The organism is Sphingomonas sp. (genome assembly GCF_965200105.1).
Taxonomy (GTDB): domain Bacteria; phylum Pseudomonadota; class Alphaproteobacteria; order Sphingomonadales; family Sphingomonadaceae; genus Solisphingomonas.
In genome coordinates this window covers 2,021,038-2,045,002 of record NZ_CBDATN010000002.1, presented here as the reverse complement: position 1 = coordinate 2,045,002, position 23,965 = coordinate 2,021,038, and the positions used below count along the sequence as shown (strand labels likewise).

Annotated in this window: 24 protein-coding genes; 11 read left to right on the top strand and 13 right to left on the bottom strand. The window is 72.0% G+C overall.

Going from position 1 to position 23,965, the window contains the following annotated elements; genetic code table 11:
• Window positions 1-145 precede the first annotated feature (145 nt).
• Window positions 146-709 (top strand): CHAP domain-containing protein, encoded by a 564-nt coding sequence (locus tag ACOFKX_RS11505; RefSeq protein WP_419827115.1) that lies wholly within the window; start codon window positions 146-148, stop codon window positions 707-709.
• 54 nt (window positions 710-763) lie between these two features.
• Entirely contained in the window at window positions 764-2,053 is a 1,290-nt protein-coding gene (locus ACOFKX_RS11500; RefSeq protein ID WP_419827114.1) for a methyltransferase family protein, read from the top strand.
• A gap of 4 nt (window positions 2,054-2,057) precedes the next feature.
• Here the strand turns inward: ACOFKX_RS11500 and ACOFKX_RS11495 are convergent, their stop codons facing one another.
• Together ACOFKX_RS11495 and ACOFKX_RS11490 are read right to left on the bottom strand one after the other, a co-directional pair.
• On the bottom strand, window positions 2,058-3,431 hold the full coding sequence (locus ACOFKX_RS11495; protein WP_419827113.1) for a glutamate--cysteine ligase: 1,374 nt from the start codon (window positions 3,429-3,431) through the stop codon (window positions 2,058-2,060).
• Window positions 3,432-3,560: 129 nt separating this feature from the next.
• Window positions 3,561-4,301, bottom strand: a complete 741-nt coding sequence (locus ACOFKX_RS11490; RefSeq protein WP_419827112.1) for a 16S rRNA (uracil(1498)-N(3))-methyltransferase — start codon at window positions 4,299-4,301, stop codon at window positions 3,561-3,563.
• A gap of 94 nt (window positions 4,302-4,395) precedes the next feature.
• On the opposite strand from ACOFKX_RS11490, the gene ubiA reads away from it, so the two are divergent.
• From ubiA to ACOFKX_RS11475, 3 genes are read left to right on the top strand one after another with little or no spacing between them, the layout of a single operon-like run.
• A complete protein-coding gene (ubiA, locus tag ACOFKX_RS11485; protein WP_419827111.1) occupies window positions 4,396-5,322 on the top strand; it encodes a 4-hydroxybenzoate octaprenyltransferase in 927 nt (308 codons plus the stop codon).
• Between the two features lie 32 nt (window positions 5,323-5,354).
• Window positions 5,355-6,701, top strand: coding sequence for a TldD/PmbA family protein (locus ACOFKX_RS11480; protein ID WP_419827110.1), 1,347 nt, complete (start codon window positions 5,355-5,357; stop codon window positions 6,699-6,701).
• Entirely contained in the window at window positions 6,694-7,485 is a 792-nt protein-coding gene (locus ACOFKX_RS11475; RefSeq protein WP_419827109.1) for a 3'(2'),5'-bisphosphate nucleotidase CysQ, read from the top strand. The genes ACOFKX_RS11480 and ACOFKX_RS11475 overlap by 8 nt, the downstream gene beginning before the upstream one ends.
• A gap of 30 nt (window positions 7,486-7,515) precedes the next feature.
• On the opposite strand, the gene ACOFKX_RS11470 is transcribed toward ACOFKX_RS11475, so the two are convergent.
• The 3 genes from ACOFKX_RS11470 to ACOFKX_RS11460 form a co-directional block, all read right to left on the bottom strand.
• Window positions 7,516-9,354 (bottom strand): phosphoenolpyruvate carboxykinase (GTP), encoded by a 1,839-nt coding sequence (locus ACOFKX_RS11470; protein ID WP_419827108.1) that lies wholly within the window; start codon window positions 9,352-9,354, stop codon window positions 7,516-7,518.
• A gap of 491 nt (window positions 9,355-9,845) precedes the next feature.
• Window positions 9,846-10,547 carry a dienelactone hydrolase family protein gene (locus ACOFKX_RS11465; RefSeq protein ID WP_419827107.1) on the bottom strand — a complete coding sequence of 234 codons (702 nt, stop codon included), beginning with the start codon at window positions 10,545-10,547 and terminating at the stop codon, window positions 9,846-9,848.
• Window positions 10,548-10,716: 169 nt separating this feature from the next.
• On the bottom strand, window positions 10,717-11,220 hold the full coding sequence (locus ACOFKX_RS11460; RefSeq protein WP_419827106.1) for a flavin reductase family protein: 504 nt from the start codon (window positions 11,218-11,220) through the stop codon (window positions 10,717-10,719).
• A 122-nt stretch (window positions 11,221-11,342) separates the two neighbouring features.
• On the opposite strand from ACOFKX_RS11460, the gene ACOFKX_RS11455 reads away from it, so the two are divergent.
• Window positions 11,343-12,182: an HpcH/HpaI aldolase/citrate lyase family protein gene (locus ACOFKX_RS11455; protein WP_419827105.1), complete on the top strand. Its 840-nt coding sequence runs from the start codon at window positions 11,343-11,345 to the stop codon at window positions 12,180-12,182.
• Window positions 12,183-12,192: 10 nt separating this feature from the next.
• On the opposite strand, the gene ACOFKX_RS11450 is transcribed toward ACOFKX_RS11455, so the two are convergent.
• Window positions 12,193-12,486 (bottom strand): plasmid stabilization protein, encoded by a 294-nt coding sequence (locus tag ACOFKX_RS11450; RefSeq protein WP_419827104.1) that lies wholly within the window; start codon window positions 12,484-12,486, stop codon window positions 12,193-12,195.
• Window positions 12,486-13,076 carry a glutathione binding-like protein gene (locus ACOFKX_RS11445; RefSeq protein WP_419827103.1) on the bottom strand — a complete coding sequence of 197 codons (591 nt, stop codon included), beginning with the start codon at window positions 13,074-13,076 and terminating at the stop codon, window positions 12,486-12,488. The genes ACOFKX_RS11450 and ACOFKX_RS11445 overlap by 1 nt, the downstream gene beginning before the upstream one ends.
• Before the next feature lie 95 nt (window positions 13,077-13,171).
• Between ACOFKX_RS11445 and ACOFKX_RS11440 the strand changes: the two genes are divergently transcribed.
• Window positions 13,172-14,572: an amino acid permease gene (locus ACOFKX_RS11440; RefSeq protein ID WP_419827102.1), complete on the top strand. Its 1,401-nt coding sequence runs from the start codon at window positions 13,172-13,174 to the stop codon at window positions 14,570-14,572.
• Here ACOFKX_RS11440 and ACOFKX_RS11435 read toward each other — a convergent pair.
• On the bottom strand, window positions 14,556-14,813 hold the full coding sequence (locus tag ACOFKX_RS11435) for an acyl-CoA thioesterase (RefSeq protein ID WP_419827101.1): 258 nt from the start codon (window positions 14,811-14,813) through the stop codon (window positions 14,556-14,558). The two genes, ACOFKX_RS11440 and ACOFKX_RS11435, sit on opposite strands and share 17 nt — an antisense overlap.
• A gap of 45 nt (window positions 14,814-14,858) precedes the next feature.
• Between ACOFKX_RS11435 and ACOFKX_RS11430 the strand changes: the two genes are divergently transcribed.
• The gene (locus ACOFKX_RS11430; protein WP_419827100.1) at window positions 14,859-15,569 is read left to right on the top strand and encodes an SDR family NAD(P)-dependent oxidoreductase; all 711 of its coding nucleotides are present in this window, start codon (window positions 14,859-14,861) and stop codon (window positions 15,567-15,569) included.
• On the top strand, window positions 15,559-16,488 hold the full coding sequence (locus ACOFKX_RS11425; RefSeq protein ID WP_419827099.1) for a 50S ribosomal protein L11 methyltransferase: 930 nt from the start codon (window positions 15,559-15,561) through the stop codon (window positions 16,486-16,488). Before ACOFKX_RS11430 ends, ACOFKX_RS11425 begins: the two co-directional genes overlap by 11 nt.
• Here ACOFKX_RS11425 and phhA read toward each other — a convergent pair.
• The 5 genes from phhA to ACOFKX_RS11400 form a co-directional block, all read right to left on the bottom strand.
• Entirely contained in the window at window positions 16,485-17,351 is an 867-nt protein-coding gene (phhA, locus tag ACOFKX_RS11420; RefSeq protein WP_419827098.1) for a phenylalanine 4-monooxygenase, read from the bottom strand. The two genes, ACOFKX_RS11425 and phhA, sit on opposite strands and share 4 nt — an antisense overlap.
• 5 nt (window positions 17,352-17,356) lie before the next feature.
• Window positions 17,357-17,821, bottom strand: coding sequence for a DUF4126 domain-containing protein (locus tag ACOFKX_RS11415; RefSeq protein WP_419827414.1), 465 nt, complete (start codon window positions 17,819-17,821; stop codon window positions 17,357-17,359).
• A gap of 56 nt (window positions 17,822-17,877) precedes the next feature.
• On the bottom strand, window positions 17,878-18,273 hold the full coding sequence (locus ACOFKX_RS11410) for a septal ring lytic transglycosylase RlpA family protein (RefSeq protein ID WP_419827097.1): 396 nt from the start codon (window positions 18,271-18,273) through the stop codon (window positions 17,878-17,880).
• Window positions 18,274-18,381: 108 nt separating this feature from the next.
• Entirely contained in the window at window positions 18,382-20,472 is a 2,091-nt protein-coding gene (ligA, locus tag ACOFKX_RS11405) for an NAD-dependent DNA ligase LigA (protein ID WP_419827096.1), read from the bottom strand.
• Complete coding sequence (locus tag ACOFKX_RS11400) at window positions 20,469-21,281, bottom strand: ATP-binding protein (RefSeq protein ID WP_419827095.1); 813 nt, start codon at window positions 21,279-21,281, stop codon at window positions 20,469-20,471. The genes ligA and ACOFKX_RS11400 overlap by 4 nt, the downstream gene beginning before the upstream one ends.
• Window positions 21,282-21,812: 531 nt before the next feature.
• Between ACOFKX_RS11400 and ACOFKX_RS11395 the strand changes: the two genes are divergently transcribed.
• Both ACOFKX_RS11395 and ACOFKX_RS11390 read left to right on the top strand, forming a co-directional pair.
• Window positions 21,813-22,718: a tyrosine-type recombinase/integrase gene (locus tag ACOFKX_RS11395; protein WP_419827094.1), complete on the top strand. Its 906-nt coding sequence runs from the start codon at window positions 21,813-21,815 to the stop codon at window positions 22,716-22,718.
• Between the two features lie 6 nt (window positions 22,719-22,724).
• Window positions 22,725-23,918: an IS91 family transposase gene (locus ACOFKX_RS11390; protein WP_419827093.1), complete on the top strand. Its 1,194-nt coding sequence runs from the start codon at window positions 22,725-22,727 to the stop codon at window positions 23,916-23,918.
• Window positions 23,919-23,965: the final 47 nt, after the last annotated feature.

Below are 23,965 nucleotides of genomic sequence, written 5' to 3'. Positions count from 1 at the left end.
GCCCGGCGCTTCCGATCGGAAGCGGCACCGCTATCCACGCCGCAACCCAACCTAGGTTGCGAGAACAAGCTTGTTGAAACTGTCGCGTGTCGCTTTCTGTTCCCTGGCGCTGACGCTCGCCGCGTTGCCGGCCCCGGCCAGCGCCATGGATGGCCAGTTTTGGCAGTGCGCCACCTTCGCGCGCATGTTCTCCGGCCTCCAGCTCTTCGGCGCGGCGGCCGGATGGTGGAGCCAGGCGGTGGGGCGTTACACGCGCGGCGGCGCCCCGGCGGTGGGCGCGGTAATGGTGTTCAAGGCAATCGGCTCGATGCGCTCGGGCCACGTCGCCACCGTCAGCCAGGTCGTGTCCGATCGGATCGTCAAGGTGACGCACGCCAACTGGTCGGTCCGCGGCCAGATCGAGCGCGACGTCGAGGTGATGGACACCTCGGCGCAGGGGGACTGGTCGTCCGTCCGCGTCTGGTTCCGCGGGCTCCACGATCTCGGGCAACGCAACTATCCGGTGTACGGCTTCATCTACGGCGGCAAGGCGGATGCGCCGCCGCCCGCGCAGGTCAAGCCCCGCCTCGTAGCCGCGCAGTCCGCGACGCCCGCGCCCGTCACGGCGGCACCGGGGCTTGCCACGGATCTGCTGGCGCGTGCCGCGCCCCTCGCCCTGACGGCGGACGCGTCCTCCTCCACGCTCCGCCTCGCCGCGCTCGCGGGCTGATCGCACCCGCGTTCACCGCTTGCTTACGCCCGCCGCGCTAGGCAGCGTGGCGTGATGGATCAGCACCTCGTGCCCGCGGCGCGCCCGCGCTCGGCGGTGTCACCGGGCGTCGGCTACGCCGGCGTCGCGGGCCTCGGCCTGTGGGCGGTGGTCGCGCACCATCATGGGCTCGACGGGCCGTATGCGGCGCTGGTGGCGCTGCTCGCCGCCGCGATCCCGATGCTCGGCTGGTCGCTGCTCGTCGATCGCGTCCACCGCAACCTCACCACCGGGATCGACTGGTCCGCGCCGCCCCGTCCGTGGCGCGAGGCGCTCGACACCGGGCTCGTCAAGCTCGCCGGATTGTGGACGACCTGGGGGCTGATCGGCTTCGCCTACGCGATCGGCCGCTGGTACTGGCACCCGCCCGGCCTGTTCGCGATGCAGGTGCTGGCGACGCTGCTGCCGATCGCCGGCGTGCTCTCCATCCCCTACATCCTGTGGATCGAGCGGCGGATCGTCCAGCCGCGAGACGGCTGCTGGCAGTTCGGCCGGCTGCTCCTCGGCCACGAGCTCGACGCCGATGGACGCGAGGCGGTGTGGGGCCACGCCCGCGCCTGGGCCGTCAAGGGTTTCTTCACCGCCTTCATGCTGGGCGCCATGCCGGGCAACTGGAACCAGGTGATGACGATCGATCCCGCCAAGTGGTGGAGCGATCCGGTGGCGCTGGGCGGCGGACTCGTCGCCGTCATGTTCCTGGTCGACGTGACGATCGCCACCGTCGGCTATCTCGCCACCTTTCGCCCGCTCGATTCGCACATCCGCTCGGCCAATCCCTACGCGGCGGCGTGGACGGCGGCGCTGATCTGCTACCCGCCCTTCTCGATGATGAACGCGGGCGGCCCGCTCGATTACTCCCCGGGGCTCGGCCACTATGACCATTGGCTGGCCGGCCACCCGCTGCTGCTCGCGATCGACGCCTTCGCGCTGATTGCGCTCACCGGGATCTACGCCTGGGCGACGATCGCGTTCGGCCTGCGCTTCTCCAACCTCACGCATCGCGGCATCCTGACGCACGGGCCCTACGCCTGGAGCAAGCACCCCGCCTACCTCGCCAAGAACCTGTTCTGGTGGTGCTTCGCGCTGCCCTTCCTGACGACGGGCGACTGGACGGACGGGGTACGCAACTGCACGATCCTGGCGCTCGTCAACGCGGTCTACTGGTGGCGCGCGAAGACGGAGGAGCGGCACCTGTCCGCCGATCCGGTCTACGTCGCCTACGCCCGCTGGATGGCGGCGCACGGGCCCGTCACCCGGATGCTAGCGCGGCCGGCGCCGCCGCCGACGCCCGTCGCCGCCGAGTAGCCGTTCAGTAGGCCATCGCCTCGTAGACACGGCCGAGGTCGCCGCCCCATTCTCCCTGGTAGGCGGCGAGCAGCGCGTCGGCCGGCGTCCGCCCGCTGGCGACGATCTCGCGCAGGGGATTGAGGAAGCCGGTCTCGTCGTTGCCGGCGCCGTCGAAGCGCGCGCGCGCGCGCAAGCCCGCGGTGGCGATCTCGAGCACCTCGCGGCCGAGCGTGCGGAAGTCGCGCCCCCGCGGCCCCTGCGTGCCAAGCCCGAGGCGCGGCACCTGCGCGCGGATGCGGTGATGATCCTCGATCGTCCAGTGGCGCACGAGCTGCCACGCCGCGTCCAGCGCGTCGTCGTCGTACAGCAGGCCTACCCAGAAGGCGGGCAGCGCGCAGATCCGGCTCCACGGCCCGCCGTCGGCGCCGCGCATCTCCAGGAAGGTCTTGAGCCTGACCTCCGGGAAAGCGGTGGAGAGATGGTCCACCCAGTCCGACAGCAGCGGTCGCTCGCCGGGCAGCACCTCCAGCCGGCCCTCCATGAAGTCGCGGAAGGAGAGGCCGGCGGCGTCGATGTAGCGCCCGTCGCGATAGGCGAAGTACATCGGCACATCGAGCATGTAGTCGGCGTAGCGTTCGTAGCCGAAGCCCTCCTCGAACACGAAGGGCAGCATCCCCGTGCGCCTCGGGTCCGTGTCCGTCCAGATGTGCGAGCGGAAGGAGAGGAAGCCGTTGGGCTTGCCCTCCGTAAAGGGCGAGTTGGCGAACAAGGCGGTGGCGAGCGGCTGGAGCGCCAAGCTGACCCGGAACTTCTTCACCATGTCCGCCTCCGACGCATAGTCGAGGTTGGTCTGGATGGTGCAGGTGCGCAGCATCATGTCGAGGCCGAGCGTGCCGACCTTGGGCATGTGGTTGAGCATGATCGCGTAGCGGCCCTTGGGCATCACCGGCAGGTCCGCGCGGGCCTTGTCCGGCCAGAAGCCGAGCCCGAGGAAACCGAGCCCCAGCTTCTCGCCCACCGCCTTCACCTGCTCCAGGTGCCGCCCGGTCTCCGCGCAGGTCTGGTGGAGATTGTCGAGCGGCGCGCCCGACAGCTCGAATTGGCCGGCGGGCTCCAGGCTGACGCCACCGTCGGCGCCGGACAGCGCGATGACGTTGCCGCCCTCGATCACCGGCTCCCAGCCATAGGCGGTCAGGCCGTCGAGCAGGTCGCGGATGCCGCCAGGCTCGTCGTAGGACGGCGCGCGGTGATCGGCCGTGCGGAACACGAACTTCTCGTGCTCGGTGCCGATCCGCCAGCGATGCTTCGGCTTCTCGCCGCTCGCGAACAGCGCGATGAGTTCGTCGCGGCCGGCGATCGGGGGCGAGGCGGAGGCGGTGTCGAGGCGCTGCGTCATCGCGTGCGCGCCTAGGCGGTGCGCGGGCAAGCCGCAATGCCGCCGCGCTCTCCGAAGCCGTTGAGGCGTTCAGCCGTGGTGCAGGCTCGCCGAAGGCAATGCCTGCCGCTCCAGGCCACCCTCGTCGTCTCAGCGCCAGTCCCCTGCCGTCGCCATCCACAGCGACACCGCCGCCAGCGCCGCCGTCTCCGCACGCAGGATGCGCGGGCCGAGCGTCAGGCCGCGCGCCTGGGGCAATGCGCGGATCGTCTCGCGCTCGGCCGGATCGAAGCCGCCCTCAGGGCCGATCAGGATCGCCGCCGGGCCGGCGCGCGCCACCTCGGGCAGCGGCGCGCCGCCCGTCTCGTCGGCGAAGAGGAGCTGGCGGTCGGCCGGCCAGTCGCGCAGCAGGGCGGGAAGCTTCACCGGCTCGTCCAGCACCGGCAGCGCGGTGCGGCCGCATTGCTCGGCCGCCTCGATCATGTGCGCGCGCAGCCTGTCGAGGTTGAGCCGGTCGACGACGGTGCGCCGGGTCAGCACCGGCACCAGCCGCGCGACGCCGAGCTCGCACGCCTTCTCCGCCAGCCAGTCGATGCGCTGGCGCTTCACCGGCGCGGCACACAGCCACAGGTCCGGCATCGGCTCGCGCGGCGCGAGATGCGCGACGGCGCGCAACCGTGCATCCCGACGGCCGGCGACGACGATCTCCGCCGCCCACTCCCCCGTGCGGTCGTCGAACAGCCGCACCGCATCGCCGACGCCGAGCCGCATCACCATCAGGAGATAATTGGCCTGCGCGGCGTCGAGCCTCACCTCCGCGCCTTCGGCAAGGCTCGTATCGACGAACAGGCGCGGCGCGCTGTTCGGGGGCCAGGCCGGGGTGGCGGTCACGCGCGGCGTCTAGCTCGGCGGCCCGCCGCCCGACAAGCGCCGCCGGCGCAGACGGCGCTTTCCAGCCGGCGAGGCGTCTGCCATCGACGTCGGCGTGCATCCCTCCCCCTTTCCTGCCGCGGTTCCCGACAGCGAGCGCCACGGCCTGCTCGCCGCGCTGCCGCCGGCCGCGCGCGACTATGCCGCGCTGGCGCGGCTCGATCGGCCGATCGGCGCGTGGCTGCTGTTCTGGCCCGGGGCGTGGGCGGTGCTGCTCGCCGGCGCCCCGCCCGGCAGGAGCATGCGGCTGATCCTGCTGCTGGGGATCGGCGCGGTGGCGATGCGAGGGGCCGGCTGCGTCTACAACGACATCGTCGATCGCGATCTCGACGCGCGCGTCGCGCGCACCCGCGCCCGTCCGCTGGCGAGCGGGCGGATCAGGCCGCGCGCCGCGTGGCTCTGGCTCGCCTGCCTGTGCCTCGTCGGCCTGGGCGTGCTGCTCTGCCTGCCGCGCCTCGCGCAGGGGCTGGCGCTGGCGAGCCTCGCGCCCGTCGCCGCCTATCCTTTCATGAAGCGGATCACCTGGTGGCCGCAGGCATGGCTCGGCCTCGTCTTCTCGTGGGCGGCGCCGGTCGGCTGGGCGGCGGCGACGGGCGCGCTGCCGCCTGCGGCGCTCGCGCTTTGGGCGGGAACGCTCTGCTGGGTGGTCGGCTACGACACGATCTACGCGCTGCAGGATATCGAGGACGACGTGCTCGCGGGCGTGAAGTCCTCGGCGCGCGCGTTAGGCGGGCGCGTCCGGGCGGGCGTGTCGCTGTTTTACTTGGGCGCGGTGGCGCTGTGGGGGTTGGCCTTCTGGCTGCGGCGGCCCGACCCGCTGGCGGTGGCGACGCTGCTGCCGGCGACGATCCACCTCGCCTGGCAGGTGGCGACGCTCGACCCGGCCTCGCCGGCGCACGCGCTCTCCCGCTTCCGCTCGAACCGCGACGCCGGGCTGTTGATCGCGCTGGCGGCGTTGGCGGTCGGGAGCGCGGGGCTTTGACGTCGCCGGGCGGCGTCCCTAACTCGCCTGCGATGCCGATCTCCGATACCGCCGTGGCCCGCGCGGCCGACCTTGTCGCCGCCGCGCGGAAGGCAGGCGCCGACGCCGCCGACGCGCTCTACGTCCGCTCGCAGTCCACCGCCGTCTCGGTGCGGCTCGGGGCGCTGGAGGATGTCGAGCGCTCGGACGGCGAGACGATCGGCCTCAGGCTGTTCGTCGGCCGCCGCTCCGCCAGCGTGTCCGCTTCCGACCTCTCCGACGCCTCGCTCGGCCTGCTGGTCGAACGCGCGCTGGCGATGGCGAGGGAGGCGCCCGAGGACCGCTACGCCGGGCTCGCGCCCGAGGATCGGCTGATGCGCGGCACCGTGCCCGACGTCGACGGCGACGACGGCGGCGAGACCGCGCCCGAGGCGCTGCGCGACCGCGCGCTCGCCGCCGAGGACGCCGCGCGCGCCGTCGCCGGCGTCACCAACAGCGAGGGCGCGTCGGCGAGCGTCGGGCGCACCACGATCGCGCTCGCCACATCGGCCGGCTTCTCCGGTGGCTACGCGACGAGCGGCCACGGCACGTCCGCCGCCGTCATCGCCGGCGAGGGCGGCGCCATGCAGCGCGATTACGCATTCCGGTCCGCGCGTCACCTCGCGGACCTGGAACAGGCCGCGGCGATCGGCGCGCGCGCCGGCACGCGCGCGGTCGAGCGGCTGAACCCGATCAAGATCGGGTCGGGCGCCATGCCGATCGTGTTCGATCGCCGCGTCGGCACCGGCCTGCTCGGGCACCTCGTCGGCGCGATCACAGGATCGGCGGTGGCGCGGCGCACGAGCTTCCTTCTCGATGCACTCGGCGAGCGCGTGTTCGACACCGGTGTCACCGTCGTCGACGATCCGCTCCGCGTGCGTGGCTTGGGCTCACGGCCGTTCGACGGCGAGGGACTGTCCACCGCGCGGCGCGATCTCGTCGCCGACGGCGTGCTGACCGGCTGGCTGCTCGACTCGGCCTCGGCGCGGCAACTGGGGCTGGAGCCCACCGGCAACGCGACGCGCGGGCTCGGCGGCCCGCCGGGCGCGGGCACGAGCAACCTGTGGATGGCGGCGGGATCGCTGCCGGTCGACGCGCTGATCGCCGACATCGGGCGGGGCCTGTGGATTACCGAGCTGATCGGACAGGGTGTCAACCTCGTCACCGGCGACTATAGCCGGGGCGCTGCGGGCTTCCTGATCGAGGACGGGCGGCTGGGCCCGCCCGTCGCCGAGATCACCATCGCGGGCAACCTGCGCGACATGTTCCGCGCCGCCGTGCCCGCCGACGACCTGGAGCTCGCCCGCGCGGTGGAGGTGCCGACGATCCGCATCGACGGGATGACGGTGGCCGGTGCCTGAGACGCTGGTCGATGCCGTCACGGCCGCCGCCGCCGAGGCCGGGCAGCTCGCGCTCGCCAAGGCGGCACACGGCGTCGAGCGTTGGGAGAAGGCGGGCGGCGAGCCCGTGTGCGAGGCCGACCTCGCGATCGACGCGCTGCTCCGCGAGCGCCTCGCTGGCATCGACGCGGATGCCGGCTGGCTCTCCGAGGAGACCGCCGACAACACCGATCGACTGAAATGCGATCGGCTATGGGTGGTCGATCCGATCGACGGCACGCGCGACTATCTGCGCGGGCGGCCCGGCTGGGCGGTGTCGGTGGCGCTGATCGAGCGCGGGCGTCCGCTGATCGGGGTGCTGGAGGCGCCGGCGCGGGGCGAGCGCTGGGTGGCGCGGGCCGGGCTCGGCGCCACGCGCAACGGCCTGCCCGTACAGGTCGCCGCGCGTCACGCGCTGGCTGGCGCGCGCGTTCCCGCCGACCGCTTCGCCGAGCGCGACCATGATCTCGTGCCGGTGCCGCGCCCCAATTCGATCGCGCTGCGGATCGCGATGGTCGCCTCGGGCGAGGCCGATCTCGTGGCCACGATCCGCTGGGGGCACGAGTGGGACGTCGCCGCCGCCGTGCTGATCGCGGAGGAGGCGGGCGCCACCGTCAGCGACGCGGCCGGCCGGCCGCTGGCGTTCAACACGCCATCGGCGGAAGCGTTCGGCGTGCTGGTGACGGCACCAGGCATCCACGCCGCCGCCGTCGAGCGGCTCGCCACCTATCCCGAGATGACTGAGAAGCTGGGCCGCGCGCGGTAACGGCGGGAACGCCGCGCCCGCGCGCGATCCTCAGGCCGCGCTCAGCCGCGCCTCCAGCGCCTGCTGCTCCGCCCAGATCTGCTTGGGCACGCGATCGCCGAGCTTGCGCAGATCTTCGGCGGAGAGCTTCGCCTCCTCGCGCCAGATGCCGGGATCGACCGACAACAGCTCGGCCAGCGCGCCCTCGCGCATTGCCAGCCCGTCGACGTCGATCGCCGCGTCGGTCGGCAGGCGGCCGATCGGCGTGTCCTTGGCGTCCGCCTCGCCCTCCAGCCGCTCGACGATCCACTTGAGCACGCGGACATTGTCGCCGAAGCCCGGCCACAGGAACTTGCCTTCGGCCGACTTGCGGAACCAGTTGACGACGTAGATGCGCGGCAGCTGCTTGGCGTCGCTGCCCGCCGCCTCGCCAACTTTCAGCCAATGGCCGAAATAATCCGCCATGTTGTAACCGCAGAAGGGCAGCATCGCGAACGGGTCGCGGCGCAGCGCGCCGATCTTGCCCTCCGCCGCCGCCGTGCCTTCCGACGCGATGTTGGCGGCAAGATAGACGCCGTGGTTCCAGTCGAGCGCCTCGGTGACGAGCGGCACCGCCGACGCACGACGCCCGCCGAACAGGATCGCCGAGATCGGCACGCCGGCGGGATCCTGCCACTCGGCCGCGATCGAGGGGCACTGGCCGGCGGGTGCCGTGAAGCGCGCATTGGGGTGCGCGGCGGGCTTGTCGCTGCCCGGCGACCAAGGGTTGCCCTGCCAATCGATCAGCTTCTCGGGCGGGCTGTCGGTCAGCCCCTCCCACCACACGTCACCGTCCTCGGTGATCGCGGTATTGGTGTAGATGCAGTTGGCGGTCAGCGTGTCGACCGCGTTCTTGTTGGTGGAGACGCCGGTGCCCGGCGCCACGCCGAAGAAGCCGGCCTCCGGATTGACCGCGTAGAGCCGCCCGTCCTTGCCGAAGCGCATCCACGCGATGTCGTCGCCGATCGTCTCGGCCTTCCAGCCGGGGATGGTCGGCTCCAGCATCGCCATGTTGGTCTTGCCGCATGCGGACGGGAAGGCGGCGGTGACGTAGTGAACCTTGCCCTTGGGGCTGGTGAGCTTGAGCACCAGCATATGCTCGGCCAGCCAGCCCTCGTCGCGCGCCATGACGCTGGCGATACGCAGCGCGAAGCACTTCTTGCCGAGCAGCGCGTTGCCGCCATAGCCCGACCCGTAGGACCAGATCTCACGCGTTTCGGGGTAGTGCACGATATATTTGGTCTCGTTGCACGGCCACGGCACGTCCGCCTGACCAGCGCCGAGCGGCATGCCGACCGAGTGGACGCAGCGGACGAAGAAGCCGTCCTCGCCCAGCATGTCGAGCGCCTGCGCGCCCATCCGCGTCATGATCTTCATCGAGAGCACGACGTAGGGGCTGTCCGTCAGTTCGACGCCGATCGCCGACTTGTCGGAGCCGATCGGGCCCATGCAGTAGGGCACGACGTACATCGTGCGGCCGGCCATGCAGCCGTCGAAGAGCGGACTGAGCGTCTGCCGCATCTCGGCGGGATCCGCCCAGTTGTTGGTCGGGCCCGCGTCGAACTCGTTGGCGGAGCAGATGAAGGTGCGGCTCTCCACGCGCGCGACGTCCTTGGGATCGGAACGCGCGTAGAAGCTGTTGGGCCGCTTCTCGGCATCAAGCGGGATCAGCGTGCCGGCGGCGACGAGCTCGGCGGAAAGCTCGTTCCACTCGGCGTCGGAACCGTCGCACCAGCGGATCGCGTCGGGCTTGGTGACGGCGGCGATGTCGGCCACCCACGCCTTCAGCGCCTCGTGACGGGTCGGCGCGTCCGTGCCCACGCCCTCGCGCACATCGATCGCCGTCGCCATTCACCTGTCTCCTGAGTGCGCGCTGCCCGGCCGGGCTCCCGTTCCACCCTTAGCCTGCCGCGCCGGAATGTGGAGTCTCGGCACGCCGAGTCAACGCGGGCGATCGCCGCCGGTGTCGCAAAATCGGTCGCGCGATCGCGGATTGGATGCCGGAGGCGGGAGCCCGCGTCACCGGCTGCAGCCGCAAGCAGGACGCGCTACCGGAGCCGCCACGGCACCGGCACGGTCATGGCTGCCTAGGCCACCTGCGCGCGGAGGCGATGACGGTGCCGACGCTCGGCCCCCGCTGGGCCTTTGCAGCCGCCGGTGCGCTCCTCGCTCAACCCCTTTCCGCGCGCGAGCGCCGGCGGGTGTCCACCGTCGTCCACTTCGCTAGGCGCTGCTCGCCACGACATGGCGGTGACGTGGTGGCCCCGCCCCCGAAACCGCGGCGGCAGGGCCGCCGCCGGGAGGACGCCGCCGACGCCCAGTGGCGCGCCGGGGGCCGATCCCTAGCGGGCGAGGTGCTGGACGAAGAACTCCGCCGTCCGTCCGTCCGCCAGCGTCGCACCCGCTTCGTCGCGGCGCTTGCCGAACGTGTCGGCGAACCCGTGATCCAGCCCCTCATAGTCGTGCAGCGTCACCCTGGGATGGTCGTCCAGCCCCTCGTGCATCGCCTTCTGTACCTCGGGCGCGACGAAGCCGTCGTCGGTAGGGATGTGCAGCATGACGGGGCGCGCGATCGCGTGCGACTCGCGCACCAGCCCGTCGATGCCGACGCCGTAGTAACCGACCGCCGCGTCGACATCGGTGCGCGTTGCGACCATGAAGGCGAGCCTGCCGCCCATGCAGAAGCCGACCGCGCCGACCTTGCCGCCGCCCGCGAGCCCGCGCGCCTCACGGATGGTCGCCTCCAGATCGGCGACGCCCTGGTCTTGGTCGAACTTCTGGATCATCGCGATGCCACGCTCCAGTCCGTCGCTCTGGTCGGGATCGACTTCGAAGCCCGGCTCAATTCGCCAGAACAGATCGGGCGCAACCGCGACATAGCCCTGCTCCGCCCAGCGGTCGCACTTGGCGCGGATGCCCTCGTTTACGCCGAACACCTCCTGGATGACGACGATGGCCGCCTTGGGCGCGTCCCGCGGCTCGGCGACGTAGGCGGCGAAGCGGCCTGGCCCGTTCAGCTCGGCGATCTCGATCTGGCGGCTCATCGGCACGATCCTCCTCGTGGTTTCCCCCCTTTAGCAGCGGCGTCCCTCCCAGGGCAACCGCCGCTTCGCGCCCCGCAGAGCGGGTCGCGACGCCGCGCTCGAGGCCTCATCCCGCTCGGCGACTCGGATCGGATCGGGTAGAGGAACCCGCGTCAGACGGGACAACCCATCAGGCGAGCATCGCGAATTCACCGTAGCCGCCCTGGAAGAAGAGCAGCGGACCCGCCTTGCTCTCGACCTCCAGCTCCTTGACGCGGCCCAGCGCGATGTCGTGGTCCCCTGCTTCGTGGACGGCATGGAGGTCGCAGTCGATCCACGCCACCACGCCGTCGAGGATCGGCGAGCCGTTCGCCGAGACACGGTGGCTGATGTCGGCGAACTTGTCGCCGCCCTTGCTCGCGAAGCGGCGGCACACCGCCTCCTGGTCGCTCGCCAGCACGTTCGCGCAGAACTTGCCCGCCGCCTGGATGCGCGGCCAGCTCGTCGAACGGCGATCGGGGAAGAAGGCGACCAGCGGCGGCTCAAGCGAAACCGAGGAGAAGGAGCCGATCGCGAGGCCCACCGGGTCGCCGCCGGGATCGATCGCGGTGATGACGCAGACGCCGGTCGGGTAGTGGCCGAGCACGCGCCGGAAGGTGGCACCGTCGACATCGGGAGTGCTGTTGCTGTTCATGGCGGCGCCATCATGCGCTGCTCGGACCGTCCGGTCGAGAGGGCATCGCATGGGCTCGCGCGATTGGCCGTTCTTCCCATGCGGCTCTTGCTCCCGGTCGCCCCGCCCGCCAACAGCGGCGGATGATCGCGCCCGTCCGCCCCCGTCGCTCGATGCTCTACGTACCCGGCGACAAGCCACGCGCGCTCGCCAAGGCGATGGCGCTGCCCGCCGACGGCCTGATCCTCGACCTCGAGGACGCGGTCGCGCCCGGTAACAAGCACGCGGCACGGCAGGCGATCGTTGAGGCGGTGGCGGACGGCGGGCACGGCGCGCGCGAGCTGATCCTGCGGGTCAGCGCGGCCGACTGCGCGGAGGATTTCGTGCTGGCTGAACGGCTTCCGCTCGACGGCGTGCTGCTGCCCAAGGTCGAAGACGCCGGGACGGTGCGCGGCGCCGCCGAGCGGACGCCGCACCCGATCTGGTGCATGATCGAGACGCCGCTGGGCGTGCTGCGCGCGCCCGAGATCGCGGCGGCGTCCGCGTCGCTGGCGGGCTTCGTCGCGGGCACCAACGATCTCGCCAAGGATTTGCGCGCGCGCCACGTTCCCGATCGCGCGCCGCTGCTGACGTCGCTGTCGCTGGTGCTGCTCGCCGCCCGCGCGCACGGGCTCGCAGCGATCGACGGCGTGCACCTCGATCTCGACGACGCGGCCGGGTTCGAGGCGGCGTGCCGGCAGGGGCTGGCATTGGGCTTCGACGGCAAGTCGCTCGTCCATCCCGGCACGATCGATGCGGCCAACCGCATCTTCGCGCCCTCGCCCGACGAGATCGCCCGCGCCCGCGAGATGGTGGCGGCGTGGGAAGCGCGGCCCGCGGGCACCGGCGTCGCGCGGATCGGCGGCACGATGGTGGAGCAGCTCCACGTCGACGAGGCGGAGCGGCTGCTGGCATTCGCGGAGATGATCGAGGCACGCGGCTAGCGACGCGCGCTCAGCCCTTGCCGTTGCGCCGTCGCGTCTCCCAGCCTTTCCGCGCGGCGGCGGAGCGTTGCTCCGACGAGCCGGATTTATGCGCCTTGCCGCCCTTGCGCGATGCCTCGTGCGTCGCCGCCTTGCCGCGCCCGGAGCCGGACTTCTTGCCGCCGCCGTCGTCCGTGTTGACGGTCGCCCAGGCGCGGCGCTCGGCCTCCTGCTCGGGCACGCCGCGCTTCTCATAGCCTTCCTCGATATGCTCGGCCTTGCGCTGCTGCTTGGTCGTATAGGCGTCCTTGTCGCCCCGCGGCATCAGGAGAGGCCTTCCTCGGAGAGCGCCTTGGCGAAGCCCGGCCGCGCCTTCAGCCGATCGAAATAGCCGTCCAGGCCGGCGGGCAGCGGCAGGCCATTCTTCCGCGCCCACATTAGCATGACGAACAAGTAGCAGTCCGCCACAGACAGCGCGTCGCCGAGCAGGAAGTCGCCGCCCGAAAGCTGGTCGGCGATCGTCTGGAGCCGCTTTCCGATCGTCTGGGCCGCCTCGTCCTTCTCGATCTGGCTGGCGTCGAGCTTGAAGAAGGGCTTGAAGCTCTTGTGCAGCTCGGTGGAGATGAAGGCCAACATCTCCAGCGCTCGGAAGCGCTTGATGCCGCCCGCCGGCATCAGCGCGCCCGCCTTGTCGGCGATATAGCTCAGCACGGCGATGTTCTCGGTCAGCACGCCGCCGTCATCGAGCGCAAGCGCGGGGACGTAGCCCTTGGGGTTGACGGCGGTGAAGTCCTGCCCGTCCTCGACGCGCTTCGTCTTCAGGTCCACCTTGGCGAGCTCGTAGGGGAGCTCGGCCTCGGCGAGCGCGATGTGATCGGCCAGGCTGCACGCGCCGGGTGCGTAGTAGAGCTTCATGCGAAATTTCCTCGATCGTCGGCAGGGAAACGAGCCTGCGCGACGCTGGTGCCGCGCCGGCCGCGCCTGTAATCGCATCCGAAAAGGAGACGGGGATGCTGGGCCGACTGAAGCCGATCGAGCCGCCGGCGGGCGACGCCGCCCACCGGCTGCGCCGCACGCTCGGCTGGCCGCACCTGGTGGCGCTGGGCGTCGGCGCGATCGTCGGCACCGGCATCCTCACGCTCACCGGCGTCGGCGCGGCGCTGGCCGGGCCGGGCGTGATCCTGTCGTTCCTGATCGCGGGCACGGTCTGCGCGGCCGCCGCGCTCTGTTACGCCGAACTGGCGACGATGATCCCGCAATCGGGCTCAGCCTACACCTACGCCTATTCCGCGATCGGCGAGCGGGTGGCGTGGGTGGTCGGCTGGTCGCTGATCCTCGAATATTCGGTGGTGTGCTCAACGGTGGCGGTCGGCTGGTCTGGCTATTTCGCCGGGTTCATGGCGGGCATCGGCCACCCGCTGCCGACCGCTATCATCGCCGGACCGGCGGCGGGCGGCGTCGTCAACCTGCCGGCGGTGGCGATCATCGCCGTGGTGGCGGGGCTGCTGCTCGTCGGCACGCGCGAGTCCGCCACGCTCAACGTCGTGCTGGTGGCGCTCAAGATCGCGGCGCTGGCGATGTTCGTGGCCGTGGCGCTGCCCGCCTTCGACGTCGGCCACTTCCGGCCGCTGATGCCCTACGGCTTCTTCCAGCATGCCGGGCCGGACGGCACCAAGCGCGGGGTGATGGCGGCGGCGTCGATCATCTTCTTCGCCTTCTACGGCTTCGACGCGGTCTCCACGGCGGCGGAGGAGGCGCGCGATCCCAAGCGCGACCTGACGATCGGTATCGTCGGATCGATGCTGGCGTGCGTGGCGATCTACGTCGCGGTGGCGGCGAGCGCGATCGGCGCGGTGGCGCCCTCCGCCTTCGCCGACAGCGCGGAGCCGCTGGCGCTGGTGCTGCGCACGCTTAACGCGCCGCGCGCCGCCGCGATCTTCGGCGCGGTGGCGGTGGTGGCACTGCCCACCGTCATCCTCGCCTTCCTGTTCGGGCAGACGCGCATCTTCTTCGTCATGGCGCGCGACCGGCTGCTGCCGCCCGCGCTCGGCCGCGTCTCGGCGCGCAGCGGCGTGCCGGTGGCGGTGACGATCGGCACCGCCGCGATCGTCGCGGCGATCGCCGCCTTCCTGCCGCTCGCCGAGATCGCGGCGCTCGCCAATGCGGGCACGCTGTGCGCTTTCGTGGCGGTGGGCGCCTCGCTGCTGGTGCTGCGCCGACGCGATCCCGACCGGGCGCGCCCGTTCCGCGCGCCGGCCGCGCCGCTCGTCGGCGGCGTGGCGGTGATCGGCTGCTGCTATCTGTTCCTCAACCTGCCGGCGGCGACGCAACTGCGCTTCGTCGTCTGGAACGCGATCGGGCTGGCGGTGTATCTCGGCTACAGCCGTCGGGCGGCTAGAGCAGCGTCGTGAGCGCCTCGCGCCAGCGGTCCGGGAGCGGCACCGGCCTACGCGAATCGCGGCCGACGACGACGTGGACGAAGCCGCCTTCCGCCGCCGGCTCCGCCTCGCCTCGCGCGAACACGCCCAGCCGGTAGGTGACGCTGGACGTGCCCAGCCGCTCCACCGCCAGCCCCACCTCCACGGCTTGCGGAAAGACGAGCGAGCGCGCGTAGCGGCAGCCGGTCTCCGCGACGGGGGTGCGATCGGCCATTCCCCGCCCCTAGTGCCGCAGCGGCGGCGCAGCTAGGGCGTCGCCATGACCGTCCACATCCTCGCCACCGGCACCAGCCGGGGCATCGGCGCCGCCATCGCCTCCGCGCTCGACCAAGCCGACGTCCGCCTCGTCGGCCACGCCAGCCGCCCCGCCGAGGGCAGCGCCGCCGTCCCCGCCGACCTGGCCGAGCCCGGCGCCGCCGACGCGCTGTGGCGCGAGGCGCTGGACCGGCTCGACGGGCGCGTGGACGTGCTCGTCAACAATGCCGGCGTGTTCGAGGCCAACCCGATCGACGCCGAGGACTGGCTGGAGGGTTGGGAGCGCACGATGCGCATCAACCTCACCGCCGCCGCCGAACTGTGCCGCCACGCCGTGCGCCACTGGCGCGAGCGGGGCGTGGGCGGCCGCATCGTCAACGTCGCCAGCCGCGCCGGGCATCGCGGCGATTCGCCCGCGCACTGGCACTACGCCGCCTCCAAGGCGGGCATGATCGCGATGACCAAGACGATCGCGCGCGGCTACGCGAGCGACGGCATCCTCGCCTTCGCGGTAGCGCCGGGCTTCACCATGACGGGGATGGCGGACGACTATCTCGCGTCGCGCGGCGGGGACAAGCTGCTTGCCGACATCCCGCTCGGCCGCGTCGCCGCGACGGAGGAGATCGCCGAGGCGGTTCGCTGGCTGGCGCTCGACGCGCCCGCCTCGCTGACCGGCGCGACGCTGGACCTCAACGGGGCGAGCTATGTCCGCTAGTTCCGGGACCGCCGAGCCCGAGAGCTGGCGGATCACCCTGCCCTGCACGCGCGCGGAAGCCGAGGCGCTGGCATCCGCGACCGAGCTGTTCGCCACGCTCGACGAGCCGCCGGTGATCGACGTCCGCGAGCCCGACGAGGCGAGGCCCGACGACTGGCTGCTCGACGCCTACACGCTCGGCGAGCCGGACGCGGAGGCGGTGGCGGCGGTGCGCGCGCTGATCGCCTCCACCGGCGCCGAGCCCGAGATCGCCGCCGTGCCGCCGCAGGACTGGGTGACGATGAGCCAGGCCGGGCTGGAGCCGATCCGCGCCGGCCGCTTCGTAGTCCACACCCCCGCGCACGCCGCCGCGGTCGGCGCGCGCGAGATCGGGCTGGAGATCGCCGCCAACCGCGCCTTCGGCACCGGCCACCACGCCACCACCGCCGGTTGCCTGGAGACGCTGGATGCGCTCAAGCGGCGGGGCCGGCGCTTCGCGGCCGTGGCGGACGTCGGCACCGGGACGGGGCTGCTCGCCTTCGCCGCGCTGAAGCTGTGGCCCCGCGCGCGGGCGCTGGCGACGGATATCGATCCCGTCTCGATCGAGATCACGCTCGACAACGCCGTCGCCAACCAGGTGCGCATCGGCGACGGGCGCGGGCGGCTGGTGGCGGCGGTGGCGGAGGGCGTCGCGCACCCGCTGTACGAGGCGATGGGGCCGTTCGACCTCGTCGTCGCCAACATCCTCGCCCAGCCGCTGATCGAACTCGCGCCCGGTATCGCCAGCGTCATAGCGCCGGGCGGCGCGCTGGTGCTGGCGGGGCTGATGAGCCCCCAGGCCGCCGCCGTCAGCACCGCCTATGTCGCCCAGGGCTTCCGCCGCGCGGGCGCGATCGAGCGCGGCGCCTGGACGATCCTGGAGATGCGGATGCGGCGTTAGGCGGGTGCCCGCTCCGTCGCATGCGCCTGCGTGCCGCGCGTCAGCACCTCATCGTCATCGAGGAGCGCGTCGGGGGCGAGATCGGGCAGCGATGCCAGCCGCTCGTACAGCGGCGCGAAGTCGGTCTCGACGGTGGCGGCAAGCAGGTCCGCGAAACTGTCGATGACGAAATAGACCTGCTGGTAATCGTCGATGCGGTAGCGGGTGCGCATCACGCGTTCGAGGTCGAAGCCCAAACGGTTGGGGCTGTCGCTGTCGAGCGCGAACAGGCTCTCGCCCCGGCTCGAGACGATCCCCGATCCGAACAGCCGCAGCCCGCCCGCCTCGCGCACCAGACCGAACTCGACGGTATACCAGTAGAGCCGGGCGAGCTTGTCGAGCGATCCGAATCCCAGCGAGCGCAGCCCGCCCTTCCCGTACGCCTCCATGTAATCCGCGAACACCGGGTCGGCGAGCATCGGCACGTGGCCGAACACGTCGTGGAAGACGTCGGGCTCCTGCAGATAGTCGAGCTGGTCGGGCCGGCGGATGAAGTTGCCCGCCACGAAGCGCCGGTTGGCGAGATGATCGAAGAACACGTCGTCGGGCACCAGGCCGGGCACGGCCACCACCTGCCATCCCGTGGCGTCGCCCAGCCTGGCGTTGAGCTCGCGATAGTCGGGGATGCCGGGGCGCGAGAGGCGCAGCACGTCGAGCCCGCGCAGATACGCCTCGCACGCGCGGCCGGGCAGCAGCGCGGTCTGGCGCTCGAACAGGATGTTCCAGGTGTCGTGCTCCTCCGCCGTGAACGCCTCCCAATCCTGCGGGATCGTCCAGTCGGCGCCGGCACCGGGCGGGGGGCTGTCGAGGACGTGCTCGGCCACCGCCGTCACGCTCCGCGTCGGCGGCCGGCATAGTGGCCGACCGCCGTCACCAGCGCATCCTCCACGAAGCCCGTCGCGGTCTGGCCGAAGCGCGCCATCGCGCGCTTGCGCAGGCGCAGGCCGAGCGGCGCGGCGGCGAGCGCCGTCGCGGTGGCGAGCGCCGCGCCGGCGATCCGCTTCCCGCGCGGCGCCAGCGCGGCACCCGCGAAGGCGGTGGTGACGCCGCGCACCGCAAGCCCGATCGGCACGGTGCGATCGGGCGCCGTCTTCATCTTGTCGCCCGCCATCTCGGCGGCGGCGAGCGAGGCGGCGCCGGCCGCCACCAGCCGATTGGCGAGGAGCGCGCGCAGCGGCGCGCCGGCGGGCAGCGCATCGCGGCGCGCCGCCGCGGCGACCACCGACAGCGGCGTGATCCCGCGCTGGCCGCCGGCCAGGCCAATGAGGAACGGGTTGATGAGGGCGCGAAGCATCACCCCTGAACGCCGCATCGCGCGCCTGTATCCGGATGGTGTGTCCGGGCAGGCGATCAGCGCGACGGCGGCGGCGGCGGCGGCAGCGCCACCGGTTTCACCATCACCGGCGCGACGCCGTCGTGCGTCATGCCGAGCTGCTCGGCGGCCTTCGGCGTGACGTCTAGCACGCGGCCCTTGGCATAGGGACCGCGATCGATGATCGTCACCTGCACGGACTTGCCCGTCTCCTCATTGACCACCTTCGCCCGCGTGCCGAGCGGCAGCGTCCGGCTTGCCGCCGTCATGCGACGCGGGTCGAGCGGCTTGCCGCTCGCGGTCGTCCTGCCGGCCTCGCTATGGCCGTAGAAGGATGCGATGCCGCTCCGCACACGCTTAGTCCGATCGAGCGGAGGCGGCGGCGTGGCCGCGACGAGCGTGACCGTGAGCAGGAGGAGAAGGCGACGCGCCATGGCCGATCCGTGAACAGGAGGGGAAAGCGGACGCGACAGGAACGAGAAGGTGACAGACATGCTCTCAACCCGCGTCGCGCCTACTCGATCCCGGCGCTGGCGGCGCGCCTATCCCGCCGCCGCGACGATCGCCGCCCAGCCCGCCTCGTCGGTAACGCCGACGCCGAGATCGGCCGCCTTCTTGAGCTTGGAGCCCGCATCCGCGCCCGCGACCACGAGGTCGGTGGCCTTGGAGACCGATCCCGCCACGCGCGCGCCCAGCCGCTCGGCCTGCGCCTTGGCCTCGTCGCGGCTCATCGTCTCCAGCTTGCCGGTGAACACCACCGTCTTGCCCGCCACCTGCGAGGCGAGCGTCTCGTGCACCACGTCCGCCGGCGCGACGCCCTGCGCGAGGAGATCGTCGACGACGGCGACATTGTGCGACTCCGCCCAGAAATCGACCAGCGCGTCGGTGACCTCGGGGCCGATCCCCGCCACCCCGATCGCGTCGGCCAGCGCCTTGGCGACGCGGGCGGCGTGCTTGTCGTCCGCCTCGCCCACCGCCGCCACGATCTCCCCGCGCATCGCCACCAGCTCCGCCATGCGGGCGCGGAACGCGGAGAGCGAGCGATAGGCGCGGGCGAGATCGCGCGCCGTCACCTCGCCGACATGGCGGATGCCGAGCGCGAACAGGAAACGGTCGAGTGGGCGCGTCCGGCTCTCGTCGATGCCCTTGAGGAGGTTCGCCGCCCACACCTTGCCGGACTTCTTGCGTTCGAGCAGCCGCGCCTCGTCGAGGCGGTAGATGTCGGCGGGGGTGGCGATCAGCCCGTCGGCGAAGAAGCGCTCGATCAGCGTCAACCCCAGCCCATCGATGTCCATGGCGTGGCGCGAGACGAAGTGGCGCAGCCGCTCCACCCGCTGCGCCGGGCAGACGAGCCCGCCGGTACAGCGATAGACGACCTCGCCCGCCTCGCGCTCCACGGCCGATCCGCACTCGGGGCAGGCGCGCGGAAAGTCGTAGGGCGCGCGCGGCTCGTTGCGGGTCAGCACCTCCACCACCTGCGGGATCACGTCGCCGGCGCGCTGGATCGTCACGCGGTCGCCGGCGCGCGCACCCAGCCGCTCGATCTCGTCGGCATTGTGCAGCGTGGCGTTGGTGACGACGACGCCGCCGACGGTCACGGGCTCCAGCCGCGCCACCGGCGTCAGCGATCCGGTGCGGCCGACCTGGATGTCGATCGCGTTGAGCACCGTCTCGGCGCGCTCGGCGGGGAACTTGTGCGCCAGACCCCAGCGCGGCGCGCGGCCGACCTCGCCGAGCCGACGCTGCCAGTCGAGCCGGTCGATCTTGTAGACAACGCCGTCGATGTCGAACGGCAGGTCGGCGCGCCGGCGCTCGATCAGGCGGTACTGCGCCAACGCCTCCTCGATCGTGTCGCAGCGCACCAGCAGATCGGACACCGGCAGGCCCCAGCCGGCGATCGCCGCCATGACGTCGCGCTGCGTGTCGCCCGGCAGCGTCGAGGCCTCGCCCCAGCCATGCGCCAGGAAGCGCAGCGGGCGCGCGGCGGTGACGGCGGCGTCCTTCTGGCGGAGCGAGCCGGCGGCGGCGTTGCGCGGGTTGGCGAACACGCGCTCGCCCGCCAGCCGCGCGTTCAAGGCGGCGAAATCGCTCTTGGCCATATAGACCTCCCCGCGCACTTCGAAGATGTCGGGCGCGCGGCCCTTCAGCCGCTCGGGCACGTCGGCGATGGTGCGGACGTTGGGCGTCACGTCCTCACCGGTCTTTCCGTCGCCTCTCGTAAGGGCCTGCACCAGCCGCCCCTCCTCGTACCGCAGCGAGCAGGACAGGCCGTCGATCTTGGGCTCGGCGGTCAGCGCCACCGGCTCCTCCTGCGCCAGCGCCAGGAAGCGGCGCACGCGCGCCAGGAACTCCGCCACCTCGTCGTCCGAGAAGGCGTTGTCGAGGCTGAGCATCGCGCGCGCGTGCGCCACCTTGGCGAGCGGACCGGGCGCCACGTGGCCTACGCGGCCGGAGGGCGAGTCCGCGCGCACCAGCGCGGGCCACGCCGCCTCCAGCGCGCGGTTCTCGCGCACCAGCGCGTCGTAATCCGCGTCGGCGATTTCGGGCGCGTCCTCGCCGTGATACAGCCGGTCGTGGCGCGCGATCTCGGCGGCGAGCCACGCCAGCCGTTCGCGCGCGTCCCGCTCGGTCACAGCGTCACCCCCTCGCGGCCGGCGAGATCGACCACATAGTGCCAGGCGACGCGCCCCGATCGCGCGCCGCGCCCCGTCGCGAAGGCCACCGCCTCGGCCTGATCGAAGGCCAGGCCGAACGCCCGCGCATAACCCTCTACCATTTCCAGATAGGCCTGCTGGTCGACGACGTGGAAGCCTAGGCTCAGCCCGAAGCGATCGGCGAGCGCCAGCCGATCGTCGGCGACGTCGCGCGCGTTCACCGCCCGCTCCTCCTCGGCGAACTCGCGCGTCACGATGTGACGGCGGTTGGCGGTGACGTGGAGCCGGGCGTTGGCCGGCCGCGCCTCGGCCCCACCCTCCAGCAGCGAGCGCAGCGCGCGAAGCTCGCCTCCGCCCTCCTCGAAGCCGAGATCGTCGACGAACAGCGCCCAGGCGCGATCCGTCCGCGCCAGCAGGTCGAACAAGGCGGGCAGCGTCGGCAATGCGTCGGGCGCGACCTCGACCAGCGCGAGGCGCGCGCCGCCGGCCTGAAGATGAGCGACCGCGCTCTTCACCAATGAGGATTTACCGGTGCCGCGCGCCCCCCACAGCAGCACGTCGTGCGCGGGCAGCCCCACGCCCAGCCGCCGCAGATTCTCCACCACCGCCGCCTTCTGCCGGTCCATGCCGGTAAGCAGCTCGAGCGCCAGCGGCCGGAACGCGCGCGTCGCCGCCAGCGCGCCGTCGCGCCACACATAGGCGGGGTGCGAAGCGGGATCGGCGGCAGCGGGCGGCGGTGGCGCCAGCCGCTCCAGCGCGGCGGCGATGCGGTAGAGAGGGTCGGTCATGCTGACGCCCGCATAGCGAGACGCGGCGGCGGGTTGAAGCCGCACCCGCACGCATCTTGACTTTCCTAACCCTTCTGGTTATAGACTTCGCCGTTCGGGAGCCGCGATGCGCACGCGGCGAACGAACGGGACCGGTCGCGTCGGGCAACAGCCTGTCGAGGCCGGCGGCCGGCGCGGAGACATCCGGTTCGTGAGACGGGGCTCCGCAAGTGAACAGCCGCTTCGGCTAACTGAAACCGTCCCGGCCACCACCGGGAGACGGGACCGCCGAGGGGCATGAAAGTCCGGACGCGATCACCATCGCGTGACACTTGAAGTCGTCCGGCAACCGGGTGCGCGTGGCAGGACGCGCCGGCCGTTTCTCCCTTCTTCCGCGCGGGCGGAGGGAGAGGTGTGTCTGCTTGCGCCCCAGTGCACGAAGCCGCTCGCGCGGCAGGGGTGCTCGGCGGTGAGGTAGCGCGCCTGCGCTGAGGTTTGGTCCGGCCGGAGCGGCGGCGGACGATGGAGTTTCTTCAGCAAGAGGAACTCCCCATGGCTTCTCTCCCCACCGACCGACCCGTCACCCCGCTGCGCCAGCGGATGCTCGACGACATGGCCGTGCGCTTGATGCGGGCGCGAACCCAGCACGACTATGTCCGCCACGTCCGCGCGTTCGCCGCCTTCCTGGGACGCTCGCCGGATACCGCGACCGCCGAGGACGTGCGGCGCTTCCAGGTCCACCAGCGCGAGCACGGCGCGGGCGAGGCCGTCATCGGCGGCACGGTGTCGGCGCTGCGCTTCCTGTTCACGGTGACGCTCGACCGGCCGGACCTGTCGCGCCGCCTGGTGCTGGCGCCGCGTCCCAGGAAGCTACCCGACGTGCTCAGTGTCGACGAAGTGGCGAGGCTGCTCGAGGCGGCGCCGGGCATCAAGTACCGGGCGGCGCTCGGCGTGGCGTATGGCGCGGGGCTGCGCGTGTCGGAGGTGGCTCACCTCAAGGCCGACGACATCGACAGCAAGCGGATGCTGATCCGCATCGAGGAGGGCAAGGGGCGCAAGGACCGCAACGCCATGCTCTCGCCGCAGCTCCTCGAGCTGCTGCGGCTATGGTGGCGCGAGGGCAAGCGGCGCTGTGTCCTGCTGCCGCACGGCTGGCTCTTCCCCGGCCGCAGCTACACCGATCCGATCTCGACCAGGCAGCTCCACCGCGCCGTTCAAGAAGCTGCCGAGGCGGCGGGCATCCGCAAGCGCGTCAGCCCGCACACGCTGCGGCACAGCTTCGCCACCCACCTGCTCGAACAGGATGTCGATATCCGCGTCATCCAGGTGCTGCTCGGGCACAGCAAGCTCGAGACCACCGCGCTCTACACCAAGGTCGCGACACGCACGATCCGCGCGGTGACCGGCCCACTCGACCAGCTGATGGCGCTCATGGAGGGGAAGACGCCCGCGGGGTGACGCCGCGTGCGCGCCTCTCTCGAGGTCGCCGACATCTTCCGTGCCTCAGGCCCTTCGTACCGGACCGCGCATGCCGGGCACCTCAGCCTCGACCAGCTCAAAATCATGTCGGCGATAGAGACCTGCCGCACCGCCGTCATGGGTGGGCATGTCGAGGCCTGCACCGACTGCGGGCACTGGCGGGTCGCCTACAACTCCTGCCGCAACCGGCACTGTCCGCGGTGCCAGGGTGCCGCCGCACGCACCTGGCTCGCCGCGCGCGAAGCCGACCTCTTACCGGTGGGCTACTTCCACGTCGTGTTCACGCTGCCGGCCGAGGTCGCCGACGTCGCCTTCCAGAACAAGGCCGCGCTCTATGGCCTGCTGTTCCAGACGGCGTCGGAGACGATGACGACCATCGCCGCGGATCCGAAGCATCTTGGCGCCCGCATCGGCATCACCGCCGTACTCCACACCTGGGGCTCGGCGATGACCCACCACCCGCACATCCACACGATCGTGCCGGGTGGCGGCCTGCCGCCCGACGGGAGCCGCTGGATCGCGTCGCGTCCGGCGTTCCTGCTGCCGGTGCGCGTGCTGGGCAAGCTGTTCCGCCGTCTGTTCCTTGCCCGACTGGTGGCGCTGTACGACGCCGGGCGGCTCGCCTTCTACGGCAGCATCGCTCATCTCGGCGACCGGCGCGCGTTCCTGCGCCACCTGGCCCCGGTCAGGAAGAAGCGCTGGGTGGTCTACGCCAAGCCGCCGTTCGCCGGGCCGGAGGCGGTGCTGGCCTACCTGTCGCGCTACACCCATCGCGTCGCCATCTCGAACAGCCGTCTCATCCGCTTCGACGAGACCGGCGTCACCTTCCGGTGGAAGGACTACCGCCGCGCCGGCACCGACCGCCAGCAGGTCATGACGCTCAGCGCGCACGAGTTCATCCGCCGCTTCCTGCTCCACGTCCTGCCCAAGGGCTTCCACCGCATCCGCCACTACGGCCTGCTCGCCGGCGCCACCCGCAAGGGGCATCTCGAACGTGCCCGTCAGTTGCTCGGAGTCGCACTGCCCGCCGCACCTGATGCCCCGGTCGAGCCGGACGACACCCGCCCACCGTGCCCATGCTGCGGCGGGCGCATGCTCGTCATCGAGACCTTCGAGCGCTGGCGACAGCCGCGGGCGCCTCCGGACGGCGCCGCCACGACCGGCACCATCGCGCCATGACCCGGCATGGCTCGCCGTCATCCCGCCACGCAGATCCTGCGCTTCCG

Bases quoted from the DNA above. Each gene is read 5' to 3' on its own strand.
- ACOFKX_RS11505 (WP_419827115.1), top strand. From the start codon at position 146: ATGGATGGCCAGTTTTGGCAGTGCGCCACCTTCGCGCGCATGTTCTCC.
- ACOFKX_RS11500 (WP_419827114.1), top strand. From the start codon at position 764: ATGGATCAGCACCTCGTGCCCGCGGCGCGCCCGCGCTCGGCGGTGTCA.
- ACOFKX_RS11495 (WP_419827113.1), bottom strand. From the start codon at position 3,431: ATGACGCAGCGCCTCGACACCGCCTCCGCCTCGCCCCCGATCGCCGGC.
- ACOFKX_RS11480 (WP_419827110.1), top strand. From the start codon at position 5,355: ATGCCGATCTCCGATACCGCCGTGGCCCGCGCGGCCGACCTTGTCGCC.
- ACOFKX_RS11470 (WP_419827108.1), bottom strand. From the start codon at position 9,354: ATGGCGACGGCGATCGATGTGCGCGAGGGCGTGGGCACGGACGCGCCG.
- ACOFKX_RS11465 (WP_419827107.1), bottom strand. From the start codon at position 10,547: ATGAGCCGCCAGATCGAGATCGCCGAGCTGAACGGGCCAGGCCGCTTC.
- ACOFKX_RS11460 (WP_419827106.1), bottom strand. From the start codon at position 11,220: ATGAACAGCAACAGCACTCCCGATGTCGACGGTGCCACCTTCCGGCGC.
- ACOFKX_RS11455 (WP_419827105.1), top strand. From the start codon at position 11,343: ATGATCGCGCCCGTCCGCCCCCGTCGCTCGATGCTCTACGTACCCGGC.
- ACOFKX_RS11450 (WP_419827104.1), bottom strand. From the start codon at position 12,486: ATGCCGCGGGGCGACAAGGACGCCTATACGACCAAGCAGCAGCGCAAG.
- ACOFKX_RS11445 (WP_419827103.1), bottom strand. From the start codon at position 13,076: ATGAAGCTCTACTACGCACCCGGCGCGTGCAGCCTGGCCGATCACATC.
- ACOFKX_RS11440 (WP_419827102.1), top strand. From the start codon at position 13,172: ATGCTGGGCCGACTGAAGCCGATCGAGCCGCCGGCGGGCGACGCCGCC.
- ACOFKX_RS11435 (WP_419827101.1), bottom strand. From the start codon at position 14,813: ATGGCCGATCGCACCCCCGTCGCGGAGACCGGCTGCCGCTACGCGCGC.
- ACOFKX_RS11430 (WP_419827100.1), top strand. From the start codon at position 14,859: ATGACCGTCCACATCCTCGCCACCGGCACCAGCCGGGGCATCGGCGCC.
- ACOFKX_RS11425 (WP_419827099.1), top strand. From the start codon at position 15,559: ATGTCCGCTAGTTCCGGGACCGCCGAGCCCGAGAGCTGGCGGATCACC.
- ACOFKX_RS11415 (WP_419827414.1), bottom strand. From the start codon at position 17,821: ATGCTTCGCGCCCTCATCAACCCGTTCCTCATTGGCCTGGCCGGCGGC.
- ACOFKX_RS11410 (WP_419827097.1), bottom strand. From the start codon at position 18,273: ATGGCGCGTCGCCTTCTCCTCCTGCTCACGGTCACGCTCGTCGCGGCC.
- ACOFKX_RS11400 (WP_419827095.1), bottom strand. From the start codon at position 21,281: ATGACCGACCCTCTCTACCGCATCGCCGCCGCGCTGGAGCGGCTGGCG.
- ACOFKX_RS11395 (WP_419827094.1), top strand. From the start codon at position 21,813: ATGGCTTCTCTCCCCACCGACCGACCCGTCACCCCGCTGCGCCAGCGG.